A 15,924-nucleotide genomic window follows, 5' to 3' on the forward strand; every position below is an offset into this window, starting at 1 on the left:
ATACATTGACTGCAATACGTTACGAATTAATTAAGACATGTAAACAAACAGGAGCACGGCTGGGTATCGTACATACTCCGCATGGTTCCTTTGAAACACCTGCGTTCATGCCTGTTGGAACATTGGCGACAGTAAAAACGATGGCTCCAGAGGATTTAAAAACAATGGGTGCCAATATCATTTTGAGCAACACGTATCATTTATGGCTTCGTCCAGGACATGAAATTGTGAAAGAAGCAGGCGGCCTGCATAAGTTCATGAACTGGGATAAGGCTATTTTAACAGATTCAGGCGGCTTCCAAGTCTTCTCATTGAGCGATTTCCGCAAAATTCAAGAAGAGGGTGTCCATTTTAGAAATCACTTGAATGGGGATAAGCTGTTCCTCTCTCCTGAGAAAGCGATGGAAATTCAAAATGCACTTGGTTCAGACATCATGATGGCATTTGATGAATGTCCGCCGTACCCTGCAGAATATGACTATATGAAAGCATCTGTTGAGCGTACGTCCAGATGGGCTGAGCGCTGTCTTAAAGCACATGGCAGACCAGAGGATCAAGGTTTGTTTGGTATTATTCAAGGTGGAGAATACGAAGAACTTCGTAAGCAAAGTGCACGAGATCTTGTTTCATTGGACTTCCCAGGCTATGCAGTCGGAGGGCTTTCTGTTGGAGAACCGAAAGATGTCATGAACAGAGTGCTCGAGTTTACAACACCATTAATGCCTGATAATAAGCCTCGTTATTTAATGGGAGTAGGTTCACCGGATTCTTTAATAGATGGTGCTATCAGAGGGATTGATATGTTTGACTGTGTGCTTCCGACACGAATTGCCCGCAATGGTACATGCATGACGAGCGAAGGCAGACTTGTTGTGAAAAACGCGAAATATGCAAGAGATTTCGGACCGCTTGATCCGGATTGTGATTGCTATACATGTAAAAACTACAGCCGTGCATACATCCGTCATTTAATTAAATGTGACGAAACGTTCGGAATTAGACTTACATCTTACCATAATCTCTATTTTCTGTTAAACTTAATGGAGAATGTCAGACAAGCGATTCGCGAAGATCGATTGGGGGACTTCAAAGAAGAGTTTTTTGAGCGCTACGGTTTTAATAAGCCAAATGCTAAAAACTTTTAAATAGAGGATTTTGAAAGGAGGGGAAATATATGCAAAACATTATGGGGTTATTACCATTTATTTTAATGTTTGTTCTGTTTTACTTTTTGCTTATCCGTCCGCAGCAAAAGCGTCAAAAATCGGTTAGGCAAATGCAGAGTGATCTGAAAAAAGGGGACAAGATTGTCACGATTGGCGGACTTCACGCTACTGTCGATGCAATCGACGAAGGCACTATCGTTCTTAAGTCGCCAGACGGCAGCCGTCTGACTTTTGACCGCAATGCTGTTCGTGAAGTTGTTGAATCTTCTTCCAGCACTGTTCTGGATAAGGCATAATTAAAAAAAGCTGGTAGCAAAAATTTGCTGCCAGCTTTTTTGTTTGCGAAATTAAGATTTTGATAAGTTAACCCCTAAAATACCGCCCATCATGGCAATCAGAGTATAGCATACGTGATAAATGAATTGCTCGAAAGTGAATAGCTGATCCAATCCTAAAAAGCTGAACAAGAACACAATTACGAAGTAAATCAGACCAGTTAATCCACCAAGAAACCAGCCCTTCTGCTTACCTTTTCCACCAGAGATAAACCCTCCTGCAAACAGTGCGATAAAGGAAACGGCGGTAATTATGTACTGCAAGGATCCTTCCTGGAGGGAGGTGAATCTAAGCAACATGGAAAAGACGATACTGCTTGTAATAAATAGGGTAAAGATCGCAATCAGGCCGTATAATACGGCACTGCCGACGTTTTTGCTTTCTTCGATCTTAAACCTCTCCTTTCATCCATTTTCTTTAGTAGATCATGAATAGTTTCATACTAGTACAAGCATATTCGCCAACCTGCCTAAATAGAATCAAGAATTTGTGAATATCCGAATAAAAACATTTTAGAGGAGGAAACTAAAATAGTTATATTATCGTAAAAAAATGTTGTTTGGGAGGGACGTTAATGGAGGAATATATCATCATTTTGCTGAGGACCTTATTGCTTTACGCTATCATCGTCCTCGTTTTTCGGATGATGGGCAAACGGGAGATTGGGGAATTAAGCATACTTGATCTTGTCGTATATATAATGATTGCAGAAATTGCCGTTGCAGCGATTGAAGATATTAAAACAGAGCTTGTTCCGACCATTTTGCCGATATTTATCCTGCTGCTAATTCAAATAGGTCTGGCAGCCCTGTCCCTAAAAAGTAAAAGCGTCCGTGATTTAATTGATGGAAAGCCTACCATCATTATTAACAAAGGTAAAATCGACGAAAAGGCCATGAAAAGCCAGCGATACAATATGGACGATTTACTGCTGCAGCTTCGGGAAAAGGATGTGCGCAATGTTGCAGATGTTGAATTTGCGATATTAGAAACATCAGGTAAGCTGTCTGTGTTTGAAAAGGAACCAAGTAAATCAGGATTTACAATTCCGTTAATTATTGATGGCGTCATCCAGAAGACAAGCCTGGAGGAAGTGGAAAAAACGGAAGCGTGGTTGAGGCAGGAGTTAAGAAAACAAGGGCATACGAAGCTTGAGAGCATCTCCTTTTGCAGCTTTCAGGATGGTAAGTTTTATATTGATTATATAGACAAAAAATGAGGTAGAGCATCACTCTAGCCTCATTTTCCTGTTAATATTGGTCCTATCCAGGGGATTCGTCTAATGTCTTCTTTTTTGAGGAGCTTAAATACAAAAAGCAAAATTAAATACAACAGACTGATAATAATCGTATCAGTAGATACCATTAATACTAGGCTGTCTGTCCATGCCCATTTTGCTAAAACAGTTCCCGTGTAGCCGACAACAAATATGACGGCAATCATTTTGGCATAGTCTTTAACATAGATAGAAAAGCCAATTGATTTGGCGATTGTTGCGAAATGAAGCATTGTTACAAGCACAAACCCAACAATTAGCGCAATTGCCACACCATAAATTCCAAATTCTGGTCTGCTTGCAAGGAGCAGGATTACACCTGTTTTCACAGCAGCGCCAATAAAGCTGTTAATCATAGCAGCTCTTGCTAAATTTAATGCTTGCAGGGCTGCTTGAAGAGGGCCTTGGTAGTAATTTAAGATAAAAAAGGGTGCCATTAACAAGATGAAGGTTGTTCCTTTCGTGCTGCCATACATTACTGTCATTAACGGTTCAGCTAATACATAAATCACAATGACAGCTAGTCCCCCTGTCATAAAGGTAAATCTTAATGCCTGTTGCAGTAAATAGTCGATTTTATGCTTCTGTCCGCTCGCATTTGCTTCACTTATAGCAGGTACTAGTGAGGTGGAAAGGGATTGTGTAAAAAACGAAGGAAGCATAAGCAATGGCAAAGCGAATCCTGTTAACACCCCATACTGCTTTGTTGCATTAATTGCAGTCAGACCGGCTAATGCCAGACTTTGCGCTACAACGATAGGCTCTAGAAACCATGCCACACTTCCGATCATCCTGCTGCCTGTTGTCGGCAAGGCAATTTCCATAAGCTCTTGAAATGTGTTTTTTCCCTTCATCATATACTGCAAAAACTTGTTCCGAAGAGAAAAACCCTTTTTCCATTTGAAGGAAGTTAGCAAGTAGAGCAGGGAAGCCAATTCGCCAATAACACCTGCAAGCATCGCTCCTGCTGCTGCGTATTCAATTCCCATCGGCAAAAAAGCCTTTGTAAGGACTGCAATAAGAGTAATGCGGATAACTTGTTCAATCACCTGCGAAACAGCTGCAGGCTTCATTGTTTGCTTACCTTGAAAATAACCTCTTAATACAGATGAGACAGCAATGATAGGAATGATTGGTGCAATTGCCATCATCGGTATTAATGTTCTGCTGTCATTAAATAATGTTTCTGCCAAAAATGGAGCAAGCAAATATAAGAGTGGTGTAAAAACCAATGCTAGTCCAAGTGTTGTCGACAAAGCTACGACAAGAATTGATTTGACTTTGCGATGGTTTCCTTCCGCATATGCTTCTGCTACATTTTTTGAAATGGCTACAGGCAGTCCAAGCTGTGTGATGGTCACGACTAAAATTAATGTGGGATATACCATCATGTAAAGCCCGACTCCATCCTCCCCGATAAACCGGGCAATGACGATGCGATTGATGAAACCTAATACTCTTGTGATGAGCCCTGCTGCTAGCAGTATAATGGTGCCTTGTAAAAACTTAGACATTCTATTTCCCTGCCTTCTCAAATAACGAATAATGCTATACAATTAACTATATGCATCCATGTGGACAAAGCATGACAAGTATATAAATGAATTTCAGAAAAGAGCAGGCTTATAAATAAGGGGGAACGCTGCCATTACGTTAATGGTAAAAAGGTGTTTATGATACGAGATAAAGGACCATCATGTTAAAGGAGCTGTTATAAAAGATGCCATCAGAGCATTTATATGATCATTTTCGCCATCAAGTAAAGCCAGCGCTAAAGAGCAAGCTGGAGGAGTTCCATCTGTTAGGCTATGACACGATAGATGAGGGTGAATTATGGTTCTTCTTAACAAAGAAGAAGTGGAAGAAGCCGTCAAGCGATTACAGGATTGCAGAAATCGTCCAGGATGTAATGAATGTTAAGGTTGTAGACTTTATGAATTTTGCGACATTGGAAGCTTATAAGGCAGATGACTATTTTGCAACGCTAACAGAAGAGGAGAAAAAGGAGCTGCTTAAGTAGATTCCTACCTGCTAATTGTGAAGTTTTTGTGAAGACAATGGATAATTTTTAGAACAAATTGACAGCAATCATAAACTGTTTCATAATGTTTTATTATAGAAGAAGAATATTTCACTATCTCTATCTATTTGTATGCAAAAATGATTTTTAGAATATTGCTTGCCGTCCTGCTAGAGCTGTAAGGATGGCTTAAGCTTGTCAAGGGTGTGTCTCGAATGCTTTAACATGCACCTTTAAGAACCAAGGAGGAAAAATACATAATGGTAAAGCGGAGCAGAATAGTTGCCTTCCTATTAATTGTAGTCGTTTTTGCAGGGTTAATGGGAGGAACAACAAATAATATTTTAAAGGATATTAAACTTGGCCTCGATCTCCAAGGGGGGTTTGAGGTTCTTTATGAAGTGGCACCAATTGACAAAAGCCAGAAGATCAATGAGGACATTCTCAACAGTACGGCTAAAGCACTCGATAAAAGGATTAACGTTCTTGGTGTAAGTGAACCAATTATCCAAATCGAAGGGAAGGACCGCGTCCGCGTCCAGCTTGCAGGTGTAACGGACCAAAATAAGGCAAGGGAGCTTTTATCAACAGAAGCAAACCTGTCATTCCGTGATATTAATGATAAAGAGCTGATGGACGGTTCTGATTTAGTCGAAGGCGGAGCTGACCAGGCTTTTGATCAAAACGGAAAGCCGAGTGTTACTCTTAAGCTTAAAAGTGCAGAAAAGTTTAAAGATGTAACAACAAAAGTGCTTGGAAATCCGCTCGTCATTTGGCTTGATTATGAAGATGGCGATTCCTATGCAGCTGAAGCTGCAAAAGCTGATCCAAAATTCTTATCTAACCCGATGGTTAGCAATGTATTAAATACAGATACGGTTTCGATTACAGGAAACTTCACAGTACAGGAAGCTAAAACATTAGCTGACTTGCTGAACGCAGGGGCACTTCCTGTTAAATTAACGGAAGTATACTCTACAAGTGTTGGAGCACAGTTTGGTGATGAAGCACTGAAAGATACAGTATTTGCAGGTATTGTCGGTGTTGGACTTGTCTTCTTATTCATGCTGTTCTACTATCGTTTACCAGGTCTTATTGCGGTTATTACTCTTTCTGTGTTTGTGTATTTGAACCTGCTCGTTCTTGACTTGATGAACGGGGTGCTGACACTGCCGGGAATCGCCGCGATTATACTCGGTGTAGGGATGGCGGTAGATGCGAATATTATCACATATGAACGGATTAAGGATGAGCTTAAAGTTGGAAAAACCCTGAAATCGGCATTCCAAGCAGGTAACAAAAACTCGATTTCAACTATTATTGACGCTAACCTGACAACCATTCTTGCTTCTATCATTTTGTTCGCATATGGTACAAGCTCTGTCAGAGGATTTGCGACATTGCTGATTGTCAGCATCCTTGTGAGCTTTATCACGGCTGTTTACGGAACAAGATTGTTACTTGGACTTATCGTTAACAGCAAAGCTTTCAATAAAAAGCCGTCATGGTTTGGTGTAAATAAAAAGGATATTAAACATATTGGCGAAAACTATGACACACTTACATTGCCGACAAAGTTTGATCGTATTGACTTTGTAAAATACAAAAATATTTTCTTTACTGTTTCAAGTGTGCTCGTTGTTGCTGGTATCATCGTAATTGCTGTATTCAGACTTAATCTTGGTATCGACTTCTCAGCAGGTTCAAGGGTTGAAATTACCTCAGATAAAGCCCTAACGACTGCAGCGGTGCAAGCTGATTTGGATGCACTAAATATACAGGCTGAGGATATTACCCTTTCAGGAGATAATAATGAAAAAGCGGCAATCCGCATAAAAGGTGATTTGAGCCAAAAGAAAGTGGCTGAATTAAAAACGGCTATGCATGATAAATACGGTACCGATCCGAATATCAGCACTGTTTCGCCTACAGTCGGAAAAGAATTAGCGAAAAACGCTTTTATTGCCATCATCTTGGCATCATTAGGTATCATTCTTTATGTAACGATACGCTTTGAAATATATATGGCAATGGCTGCCATCATTGCATTGCTTCATGATGCATTCTTTATTATTGTAATCTTCAGCTTCACACGTCTTGAAGTGGATATTACCTTTATCGCGGCAGTGCTGACAATTGTCGGTTATTCTATCAATGACACGATTGTTACATTTGACCGTATCCGTGAAAACCTTGTGAAGAAGAAAAGAATCAAAACAGCACAGGAAATCAAGGATATTATTAACACAAGTATTCGCCAAACGTTCACACGCTCAATCAATACGGTTGTTACAGTTGTTATCTGTGTAATTGCCCTGCTGATTTTCGGAAGCGAGTCTATCAGAAACTTCTCATTAGCATTATTGATTGGTTTAATTGGCGGAGCATATTCTTCTATCTTCATCGCCTCTCAATTATGGTATGTATGGAAGAAGAAAGAGCTTAAGAAAAAAGGCGTTCTGATTACTGTGAAAGAAAAACGAAAAAACTCAGATGAGCCACAAGTATAATGAATAAACAGGACCTTTTAAGAGGTCCTGTTTTTTTTGTGGTTTTTACTCTTTAAAAAAACATGTTTTGAAGAATTGTTATTAAGGGAAAGTTAGCTAGAAGAACTATTTTTTTGGAGGTATTTATGAAAATACAGTGGAATTTATTATTTGGAATTATTTTTGCCGTTATTGTGGCAGTATTTGCCGTTATTAATGTCGATTCCGTTACGGTCAACTATTTATTCGGAAAAGGACAATGGCCGCTTATCCTTGTTATCCTGATTTCTGTTTTACTTGGCGGCTTAATGATTGGCTCTGCCGGCTTAATTAGAATTTATTCACTGCAAAGAAAGTGGAAGGCTGCCGTTAAGGAAAAAGAAGCCTTGCAATTACGAGTTCAGGAGCTCGAACAATTTGAACCTGGCAGCACAGAATCGGTTGATCCAATTTCTATACCATCCAAATAATCATTATGTTAAAAAGCTTATGCCTTTTACGCGTAAGCTTTTTCTGTGTTATTTAGTAATGGGAGCGCCTCATTCTTCCACTATCAAACATTGAAAGGAACACCTCTAACTTGTATAATGATAGATTGAGGTGATATGATGCTGCATTCAAAAACTAGATGGATTGTAGAAGACAAAGATAAGAAAGATGCTGCAATACTTGCAGACCAGTTGAAAATCACACCTCTTGTAGCAAGTTTACTAGTAAACAGAGGATATGATAACCGCGAAAAAGCGGAGAACTTTTTATACAGCATAGACAATTTTCATGACCCATTCCTAATGAAGGGGATGGATATAGCAGTCAAACGAATAAAGGAAGCAATCGAAAAAAGAGAACCAATTCTCATCTTTGGTGATTACGATGCGGATGGTGTAACAAGCACTACGGTCATGATGAAAACGTTGCAGGATATGGGAGCAGATGTGCAATTTTATATCCCCAACCGTTTCACAGAAGGCTATGGTCCTAATGAAGGGGCATTCCGGTATGCGGCAAGTATTGGTATTAAACTGATTATAACAGTGGATACCGGCATAGCAGCAGTGAAGGAAGCAGATGTTGCTAAAGAGCTAGGAATTGATTATATCGTAACAGATCACCATGAACCAGGCCCTGTGCTGCCTGATGCAATGGCCATTATTCATCCAAGACTTGAGGGAAGTGATTATCCGTTTCATGAGCTTGCAGGTGTCGGTGTTGCTTTAAAGGTTGCTCATGCACTGTACGGAGAGCTTCCTGAACAGCTTCTGCAATTTGCTGCTATTGGGACGATTGCCGATCTGGTTTCTCTGACAGGGGAAAACAGAGCTATTGCTAAGCTTGGAATTAAGAAGTTGAAGCAAACAACCAATACTGGCTTGAAGGCATTGCTGAAGCAGATGAATACAGAAGCAAGTGGGATAGATGAAGAAACAATCGGCTTTATGATTGCACCGCGCATTAATGCAGTCGGCAGATTAGACAGTGCAGATCCTGCAGTTGAGCTGCTGTTAACAGATGACCCTGACATGGCCGCATCTCTTGCTGAAGAAATGGAAGCGACAAATAAGGAAAGACAAGCAATTGTTAACCAAATTACAGAAGAAGCGATGGAACAGGTAGAATCCTTATATCCGCTTAAAGATAACAGGGTGCTTATCGTTGGAAAAGAGGGCTGGAATCCTGGTGTAGTTGGTATCGTTGCTTCAAGACTTGTAGAGAAGTACTACAGGCCGACAATCGTGCTTGGTTTTGACCAGGAAAAAGGAATTGCAAAAGGATCTGCCCGCAGTATTGCCGGTTTTGATTTGTATCAGAATCTATCAACGTGCAGAGAGCTTCTGCCTCACTTCGGAGGACATCCAATGGCTGCGGGTATGACATTAGCGAGTGAGGATGTAGAGGAGCTCAGAGAACGTCTCAATAGTCTTGCATTTGAACAGCTTAAGCCGGAAGATTTAATTCCACTCACAGCGGTTGATATGAAAATTGACTTAAAGGAGGCGCATTTAAGTGCCATTGAAGAAATGCAGCTGCTTGCGCCATTTGGGGTTGATAATGCCAAGCCGCGTGTTGTAATTGAGCATGTTGAAATTGGCACAATAAGAAAAATAGGGGCAAACCAAAATCATCTTAAGCTGCAATTTGTCCAGGAAGAAAGTAACTTGGATGGCATAGGCTTTGGAATCGGTGAACTATATGACCATATATCACCAAGTGCAAAGCTTTCTGTATTAGGACAGCTTTCCATTAACGAATGGAATAATATTAAAAAACCGCAGTTATTCATTCAGGATATTGCTGTAAACCATTGGCAGCTTTTTGATTATCGAGGAATTCGTAATATGGAGAAGCTTGAAGCGGCCATTCCAGCAGATAGTGCGACATGGATTTTCTTTAATAAAGAGTCCGTAACGGAGGAATTGGTAAAGCTAATCAAGGATTATAAAATAATTGAAAATCTGGATGACGCAGCATCCTTTCAAACAGATAATCGCATACTAGTATTGGCAGACTTTCCGAGCAATAAAGAGATTGTACAGCAATTATTATCAAGCTCCGCTCCAGAGCGGATTTATGCAAGCTTTTATAAGCAGGATAGCGACTTTTTCAGCACAATGCCGACAAGAGATCATTTTAAATGGTATTATTCCTTTCTTGCCAAACAAAATGGTTTTGACCTTAAAAGATATGGTGGAGAGCTGGCAAAACGGCAAGGTTGGAGTAAAGAAACAATTGTTTTTATGTCAAAGGTGTTTTTTGAGCTGAATTTTGTTACAATGAAGGATGGGTTTATTTCGCTGAATAAGAATAGCAATAGAAGGGATTTAACAGAGTCTCCTTCTTTTCAACAGAAACAAGCACAATTTTCGCTCGAAAATGAATTAATATACTCGTCTTATGAGCAATTAAAGAATTGGTTTGATCTTATTCTTCAGAAATCCGTTAAGAATGAGGAGGAAGTGCAAGAATGGATTTAAAACAGTACGTAACAATTGTGGAAGATTGGCCAAAACCAGGCATTCGTTTCAAAGATATCACTACACTTATGGATAATGGTGAAGCATATAGATACGCAACAAACCAGATTGTAGAGTATGCGAAAGAAAAGGAAATCGATATTGTTGTCGGACCAGAAGCACGCGGCTTTATTATCGGCTGTCCTGTCGCTTATTCTTTAGGCGTGGGCTTTGCACCAGTTCGTAAGGAAGGAAAGCTGCCAAGAGAAACAATCAAAGTTTCTTACGGTCTAGAATACGGCAAGGATGTTTTGACAATCCATAAGGATGCAATTAAACCAGGTCAAAGAGTGCTTATTACAGATGATTTGCTAGCAACAGGAGGAACAATTGATGCTACAATTAAGCTTGTAGAAGAACTTGGCGGTGTTGTAGCGGGAATTGCCTTCTTGATTGAATTGTCTTACCTGGAAGGACGCAAGAACCTTGACGGCTACGATATTTTAACATTAATGGAATATTGATGAATGACAAAGAGCGCTGAAAATGCGCTCTTTTTTTGTTTCTGTTTCTTTTGGGAAAAGAGTACATAGCGTGATTCGACTGCTTTCGACAAAAATTCTCTCTTTTTGCAAAAAAATTACATGGATTCTCTTTACATTCTTGCGCTTTTTTTTAATAATAGAAATAATCATTCTAAAATTGTTTTAATTCTATATATAAATTGCATGATGCAATATAAGGAAAAACATATAGCGGGATAGATAAATAGTCGGAATTATGATAAATTCTAAGAATACACTCGGAATATGAAAGGTGATTACATGGCGAATGATCAAGTGTTAACCGCCGAACAAGTCATCGATAAGACAAGAGGATATTTAAACGAAGAGCATACGGAGTTCATACAAAAAGCCTATGAATTTGCCCAAAACTCTCATCGTGAACAATATAGAAAATCTGGTGAGCCATATATCATCCATCCTATTCAAGTGGCTGGAATTCTTGCTGATTTGCAAATGGATCCGGCTACAGTAGCTGCAGGTTTTCTCCATGATGTTGTTGAAGATACAGATATCACATTAGATGATATTAGTGATAGCTTTAGCAATGAAGTGGCCATGCTCGTTGACGGCGTTACAAAACTAGGGAAGATCAAATACAAATCCCACGAAGAACAGCAAGCAGAAAATCATCGAAAAATGTTTGTAGCAATGGCGCAGGATATTAGGGTCATCCTAATCAAGCTTGCGGACAGGCTTCATAACATGCGCACATTAAAGCATCTACCTGCTGAAAAGCAGCGCCGCATTTCAAATGAAACGCTTGAAATTTTCGCACCTTTAGCCCACAGACTAGGGATATCTACAATTAAATGGGAGCTGGAAGATACAGCTCTGCGTTATATGAATCCACAGCAATATTATCGAATTGTTAACTTAATGAAAAAGAAGCGTGCAGAACGTGAACAATATTTGGAAGAAGTTGTTTCCGAAATACGTGAAGGCACTGGTGAAGTGAAGATCCAGTCAGATATCTCGGGCAGACCAAAGCATATTTACAGCATCTATCGAAAAATGGTGCTGCAGAATAAGCAATTTAATGAGATATATGATTTACTGGCAGTACGTATTGTCGTTAACAGCATTAAGGACTGTTATGCAGTACTTGGAATCATTCATACACGCTGGAAGCCTATGCCAGGCCGTTTCAAAGACTATATAGCTATGCCTAAGGCGAATATGTACCAATCCTTGCATACAACAGTTATCGGTCCGAAAGGGGACCCACTTGAAGTTCAAATACGCACAACAGAGATGCACCGCATAGCAGAGTTCGGGATTGCGGCTCACTGGGCGTATAAAGAAGGAAAAACAGTCGATGAAGGCTCCTCCTTTGAAGAAAAGCTGTCATGGTTCAGGGAAATACTTGATTTCCAAGAAGACAGTATTAATGCAGAGGAATTTATGGAAAGTCTGAAAATCGATTTGTTCTCTGACATGGTATTTGTGTTCACACCAAAAGGCGATGTATTTGAACTGCCTTCAGGCTCTGTTCCAATTGATTTCGCCTACCGGATTCACTCCGAAATCGGCAATAAAACAATTGGTGCGAAGGTTAATGGAAAGATGGTTACGCTTGATTACAAGTTGAAGACTGGTGATATAGTCGAAATCCATACGAGCAAGCATTCCTACGGACCTAGCCAAGACTGGATCAAGATCGCTCAGACCTCACAAGCAAAAAATAAAATCAGACAGTTCTTCAAAAAGCAGCGTAAAGAAGAAAATGTGGAAAAGGGCAAGGAGCTTGTCGAGAAAGAAATCCGCAATATGGAATTCGATCTGAAGGAAATCCTTACACCTGAAAATATTAAAACAGTGCTTGAAAAGTTCAATTTTGTTGGGGAAGAGGATATGTATGCCGCTGTTGGATACAACGGTATTACCGCACTTCAAGTAGCGAATCGCCTAACGGAAAAATGGCGCAGGAAACGGGATGCAGAGCAATCGGCAACTATTTCGAACGCTGTTGCTGAGCTTAAATCATTCCCAAGCACGAAAAAACGTGCTTCAGGTGTTCGTGTTACCGGAATTGACAACCTGTTAATCAGGCTGTCACGTTGCTGTAATCCTGTCCCAGGTGATGAAATCGTCGGATTTATCACAAAAGGGCGAGGTGTTTCTGTTCACCGCTCTGACTGTACGAATATTGATACAGAGGATGCTAAGGCGAGATTAATTCCTGTTGAGTGGGAAACAGCTTTAAATGACCGTAAGGAATATAATGTGGAAATTGAGATAAGCGGATATGACCGAAGAGGACTTCTAAATGAAGTGCTTCAAGCTGTCAATGAATCGCAAACAAATATCTCTGCTGTATCAGGCAAGTCGGACCGCAATAAGATGGCTACCATCACGATGTCAATTCTAATTCTTAACGTGAACCACCTGCATAAAGTGGTAGAAAGAATTAAACAAATACCTGATGTCTATTCTGTCCGTAGAATTATGAATTAAGGAGAAAAACCGTGCGTATTGTTTTGCAAAGAGTGAAAGAAGCAAAAGTGGAAGTGGAAGGGAAAACGGTAGGACAAATCCAGAAGGGCTATATGCTGCTTGTTGGTATCACTCATGATGACACACAGGAGGATGCTGCCAAGCTTGCAGATAAGATTGCCCATCTGCGCATTTTTGAGGATGCAGACGGAAAAATGAATCATAGTATTCAAGATGTCGAAGGCTCCATTCTGTCCGTTTCCCAGTTTACCCTGTATGGAGATACCCGGAAAGGGAGACGGCCAAACTTTATGAATGCTGCCAAACCGGATTATGCAAAAGATTTATACGATCAATTTAATGTATTGCTCGGTCAGAAGGGTTTGCACGTCGAAACAGGCATTTTTGGGGCAATGATGGATGTTTCCTTGATTAATGATGGACCTGTAACCCTTATCCTTGAGAATCAATAAAAAAAATCCGTTCCAATGAGGAACGGATTTTTTTTATTGGAAATAGTTTTCAAGACCTTCATAAATGGCTGCAGAAACTGTTTCTTGATATTTTTGGGAGGATACAAGCTGCTCCTCTTGTTTGTTGCTTAAATAGCCAAGCTCAAGAAGTGTTGCTGGCTGATTATTTTCCCTTAATACAAAGTAATTGTTTTGCCTTACACCACGGTCTTTTAATTCTGTTGATTCGATAATACTTTCATGCAGCACATTAGCAAGTTCCTTTTGGGAAGAGCTGTAATAATAGCTGGTCATCCCTCTGACACTGCTGTCTTTAATGCTGTCATAATGGATGCTGATAAATGCATCTGCATTGTTAAGATTGCTGATATTAACTCTCTCCTGCAGTGTAATGAAAATATCGTTTTGTCTTGTGATAATCACATTACTCCCTGCAGCCCGTAACTTGTCTGCAAGAAGGTTGGCAGTGCGAATTGTCAGTGTTTTTTCCAGTGTGCCAATAGCTCCAATTGTTCCGCTGTCTTTACCGCCATGACCTGGATCAATGACAATTGTTTTCCCTTTTAAGTCACCAGTTTCATCACGATTCCTTTTTTGTTTGGTGGTGGATGCTTGTCCACTGCCAGATTCCTGCACAATCCAGTTAGCTACATAGCCTGTGTCGCCGCTATCTAGCTCAATCTTATACCAATCTCCTACCTCTTCTGTTGCCTGATAGGATTCCCCTTTTGCTGCAACAAACAGCACAGAGGCATTAACAGATGCATCACTGCGAATGTTTGTCCCATCGTGCAGAATGGTGACAGACGTATCAATTGTTTGTTTCGAGGTCGAGGTGCTTTCAGCCTTGCTTTCATCCTGAAGCAAACTTTTATAAACCCAGCCAGTATTGCCTGAAAATTGGATTTTAACCCAATCCCCATTCTCTGCAACTATATGTATGACAGTACCTTCTGCCAATTTTCCGATGACTTCTCCATTCAAGGAAGCCGTGTCCCGAACGTTAATATCGTTCTCACTAACAACAGCTGTTGTGTCATCTTGTGAGATCTCTGTTGGGGCTTGAGTTGTTGCTGATGAAATATATTCACTGTTTACCCAGCCTGTTCCTGATTGTGACTGTATCTTTGTCCAATTCCCTTCATTTGAAAGGATTGTAACAGTCATATCCTTATTAAGTGTCGTAATAACCTGATAATCAGTGCCTGGTCCTTTACGAAGTCTAATACCACCCTCTGTTATCGTTCCGCTACTGCCTTCACTTACATTGGATACAGCCTGCTCGTCCATATCATTAGAACCATCAGATTTAGTGACTAAATAGGCTGCCACCCAGCCAACTTGCCCATTTCCCATATCAATCTTTAACCAATCTCCATTGTCTGTTACGACCTTGTAGTTTGTGCCTCTTTCCATTTTTCCTTTAATCGCGTCTTCAAGACTTGGGCCTTCTCTTATATTAAGGACTGTCGCCGATTGAACGGTTTGACTGCTTTCTGCATGAGCTTCTAATGCAGGCAGGAGCATAAGCAGCAAAATGGGAATAATCCACTGTCGTTTCTTTATCATCTGGAAGCTTATTCCTCCTTTCCAATTTAAAGAGCTATTTCATTTGCATTTTAATACATTTCTCTGTAAGGTGACAATCTCCTTTGATAACTTTTCTCTTTTTCTTTTCAATTTTAGACAATAAATATAACATATAATGAAAATTTTTTTTACTCATGGGGATAATAATAGAAATTACGAAGAAAAAGGGTGAAAACGATGAGATTTGGTGAAAAAAGCCTAAAAACGCATGATGTTAACTCGAAATTACTCGGTATTGATTTTCATGATTTTATTGAAAAGGAAGCATATTCTACTGCTGTTGAGCTTGCTTCTGAATTTGGCTTATCTGTGGGAGATGCAAAAAAACTGAAGAAGCAGGTTGGCAGATATTAAGAAAGTGCACAGTAATTGACTATTGACAATCAATTGAACTCTTATTATTATTAATTAAATAATAAGGGATAAATAAAAAAAGCCAATGAGGGAGAAAAGTAGTTAGGATTCACATGGAAAGAGAGGAAATGCCACAGGCTGGGAGCATTTCTGCATGCTGACTTAATGAATGAACACTCCGTAGGTTTTCTTCTGAACATGTTTTTAATAGACATTATTAGGTATGAAACGTTAGCAGGCGTTAACTGCAAAGTGGAAGATGCATTTCTT

The 15,924-nt window shown here is 39.9% G+C and carries 15 protein-coding genes and 1 other annotated feature (1 of these 16 running past the window's edge); of the genes, 12 read left to right on the forward strand and 3 right to left on the reverse strand.

All coding sequences use genetic code 11. The annotated features are described in order from the left end of the window. Positions 1–5 precede the first annotated feature (5 nt). Positions 6–1,145, forward strand: coding sequence for a tRNA guanosine(34) transglycosylase Tgt (tgt, locus tag EM808_RS06205; protein ID WP_127737321.1), 1,140 nt, complete (start codon positions 6–8; stop codon positions 1,143–1,145). A gap of 29 nt (positions 1,146–1,174) precedes the next feature. Then, on the forward strand, positions 1,175–1,462 hold the full coding sequence (gene yajC, locus EM808_RS06210; RefSeq protein ID WP_127737322.1) for a preprotein translocase subunit YajC: 288 nt from the start codon (positions 1,175–1,177) through the stop codon (positions 1,460–1,462). A gap of 51 nt (positions 1,463–1,513) precedes the next feature. On the opposite strand, the gene EM808_RS06215 is transcribed toward yajC, so the two are convergent. Beyond that, positions 1,514–1,849, reverse strand: coding sequence for a TIGR04086 family membrane protein (locus EM808_RS06215; protein WP_225314690.1), 336 nt, complete (start codon positions 1,847–1,849; stop codon positions 1,514–1,516). Between EM808_RS06215 and EM808_RS29055 the strand changes: the two genes are divergently transcribed. Further along, complete coding sequence (locus tag EM808_RS29055) at positions 1,800–1,937, forward strand: hypothetical protein (protein WP_225314663.1); 138 nt, start codon at positions 1,800–1,802, stop codon at positions 1,935–1,937. The two genes, EM808_RS06215 and EM808_RS29055, sit on opposite strands and share 50 nt — an antisense overlap. A 139-nt stretch (positions 1,938–2,076) precedes the next feature. After that, positions 2,077–2,721, forward strand: coding sequence for a DUF421 domain-containing protein (locus EM808_RS06220; RefSeq protein WP_127737324.1), 645 nt, complete (start codon positions 2,077–2,079; stop codon positions 2,719–2,721). A gap of 20 nt (positions 2,722–2,741) precedes the next feature. Here EM808_RS06220 and spoVB read toward each other — a convergent pair whose 3' ends face one another. Continuing rightward, complete coding sequence (gene spoVB / locus EM808_RS06225; RefSeq protein WP_127737325.1) at positions 2,742–4,292, reverse strand: stage V sporulation protein B; 1,551 nt, start codon at positions 4,290–4,292, stop codon at positions 2,742–2,744. 206 nt (positions 4,293–4,498) lie between these two features. Between spoVB and EM808_RS06230 the strand changes: the two genes are divergently transcribed. The 7 genes from EM808_RS06230 to dtd all read left to right on the forward strand — a co-directional run bounded on the left by EM808_RS06230 (position 4,499) and on the right by dtd (position 13,710). Beyond that, a complete protein-coding gene (locus tag EM808_RS06230; protein ID WP_127737326.1) occupies positions 4,499–4,798 on the forward strand; it encodes a post-transcriptional regulator in 300 nt (99 codons plus the stop codon). 260 nt (positions 4,799–5,058) lie between these two features. Continuing rightward, positions 5,059–7,308, forward strand: a complete 2,250-nt coding sequence (gene secDF, locus EM808_RS06235; protein WP_127737327.1) for a protein translocase subunit SecDF — start codon at positions 5,059–5,061, stop codon at positions 7,306–7,308. Positions 7,309–7,433: 125 nt separating this feature from the next. Continuing rightward, on the forward strand, positions 7,434–7,757 hold the full coding sequence (locus tag EM808_RS06240; protein ID WP_127737328.1) for a LapA family protein: 324 nt from the start codon (positions 7,434–7,436) through the stop codon (positions 7,755–7,757). A gap of 138 nt (positions 7,758–7,895) precedes the next feature. After that, positions 7,896–10,259 (forward strand): single-stranded-DNA-specific exonuclease RecJ, encoded by a 2,364-nt coding sequence (gene recJ, locus EM808_RS06245; RefSeq protein WP_127737329.1) that lies wholly within the window; start codon positions 7,896–7,898, stop codon positions 10,257–10,259. Further along, the gene (locus tag EM808_RS06250) at positions 10,250–10,762 is read left to right on the forward strand and encodes an adenine phosphoribosyltransferase (protein ID WP_127737330.1); all 513 of its coding nucleotides are present in this window, start codon (positions 10,250–10,252) and stop codon (positions 10,760–10,762) included. Before recJ ends, EM808_RS06250 begins: the two co-directional genes overlap by 10 nt. A 300-nt stretch (positions 10,763–11,062) precedes the next feature. Further along, the gene (locus EM808_RS06255; protein ID WP_127737331.1) at positions 11,063–13,258 is read left to right on the forward strand and encodes a RelA/SpoT family protein; all 2,196 of its coding nucleotides are present in this window, start codon (positions 11,063–11,065) and stop codon (positions 13,256–13,258) included. An 11-nt stretch (positions 13,259–13,269) separates the two neighbouring features. Beyond that, entirely contained in the window at positions 13,270–13,710 is a 441-nt protein-coding gene (dtd, locus tag EM808_RS06260) for a D-aminoacyl-tRNA deacylase (RefSeq protein ID WP_127737332.1), read from the forward strand. A 33-nt stretch (positions 13,711–13,743) separates the two neighbouring features. Here the strand turns inward: dtd and EM808_RS06265 are convergent, their stop codons facing one another. After that, positions 13,744–15,279, reverse strand: a complete 1,536-nt coding sequence (locus EM808_RS06265) for an N-acetylmuramoyl-L-alanine amidase (protein WP_127737333.1) — start codon at positions 15,277–15,279, stop codon at positions 13,744–13,746. A gap of 198 nt (positions 15,280–15,477) precedes the next feature. On the opposite strand from EM808_RS06265, the gene EM808_RS28500 reads away from it, so the two are divergent. After that, positions 15,478–15,654: a hypothetical protein gene (locus EM808_RS28500; RefSeq protein ID WP_164849586.1), complete on the forward strand. Its 177-nt coding sequence runs from the start codon at positions 15,478–15,480 to the stop codon at positions 15,652–15,654. Positions 15,655–15,730: 76 nt separating this feature from the next. Further along, positions 15,731–15,924 (forward strand) — a binding site (T-box leader) (it continues 59 nt past the right edge of the window).

Origin of the sequence: Niallia taxi (genome assembly GCF_004005475.1) — a bacterium.
In the GTDB taxonomy this organism is placed as follows: Bacteria; Bacillota; Bacilli; order Bacillales; family Cytobacillaceae; genus Niallia; species Niallia taxi.

What these genes read in the sequence shown, in the direction of transcription:
- EM808_RS06255 (WP_127737331.1), top strand. Translation starts at nt 11,063, where the DNA reads ATGGCGAATGATCAAGTGTTAACCGCCGAACAAGTCATCGATAAGACA.
- EM808_RS06220 (WP_127737324.1), top strand. Translation starts at nt 2,077, where the DNA reads ATGGAGGAATATATCATCATTTTGCTGAGGACCTTATTGCTTTACGCT.
- EM808_RS28500 (WP_164849586.1), top strand. Translation starts at nt 15,478, where the DNA reads ATGAGATTTGGTGAAAAAAGCCTAAAAACGCATGATGTTAACTCGAAA.
- EM808_RS06265 (WP_127737333.1), bottom strand. Translation starts at nt 15,279, where the DNA reads ATGATAAAGAAACGACAGTGGATTATTCCCATTTTGCTGCTTATGCTC.
- spoVB (WP_127737325.1), bottom strand. Translation starts at nt 4,292, where the DNA reads ATGTCTAAGTTTTTACAAGGCACCATTATACTGCTAGCAGCAGGGCTC.
- recJ (WP_127737329.1), top strand. Translation starts at nt 7,896, where the DNA reads ATGCTGCATTCAAAAACTAGATGGATTGTAGAAGACAAAGATAAGAAA.
- EM808_RS06230 (WP_127737326.1), top strand. Translation starts at nt 4,499, where the DNA reads ATGCCATCAGAGCATTTATATGATCATTTTCGCCATCAAGTAAAGCCA.
- EM808_RS06240 (WP_127737328.1), top strand. Translation starts at nt 7,434, where the DNA reads ATGAAAATACAGTGGAATTTATTATTTGGAATTATTTTTGCCGTTATT.
- EM808_RS29055 (WP_225314663.1), top strand. Translation starts at nt 1,800, where the DNA reads ATGGAAAAGACGATACTGCTTGTAATAAATAGGGTAAAGATCGCAATC.
- yajC (WP_127737322.1), top strand. Translation starts at nt 1,175, where the DNA reads ATGCAAAACATTATGGGGTTATTACCATTTATTTTAATGTTTGTTCTG.
- EM808_RS06250 (WP_127737330.1), top strand. Translation starts at nt 10,250, where the DNA reads ATGGATTTAAAACAGTACGTAACAATTGTGGAAGATTGGCCAAAACCA.
- secDF (WP_127737327.1), top strand. Translation starts at nt 5,059, where the DNA reads ATGGTAAAGCGGAGCAGAATAGTTGCCTTCCTATTAATTGTAGTCGTT.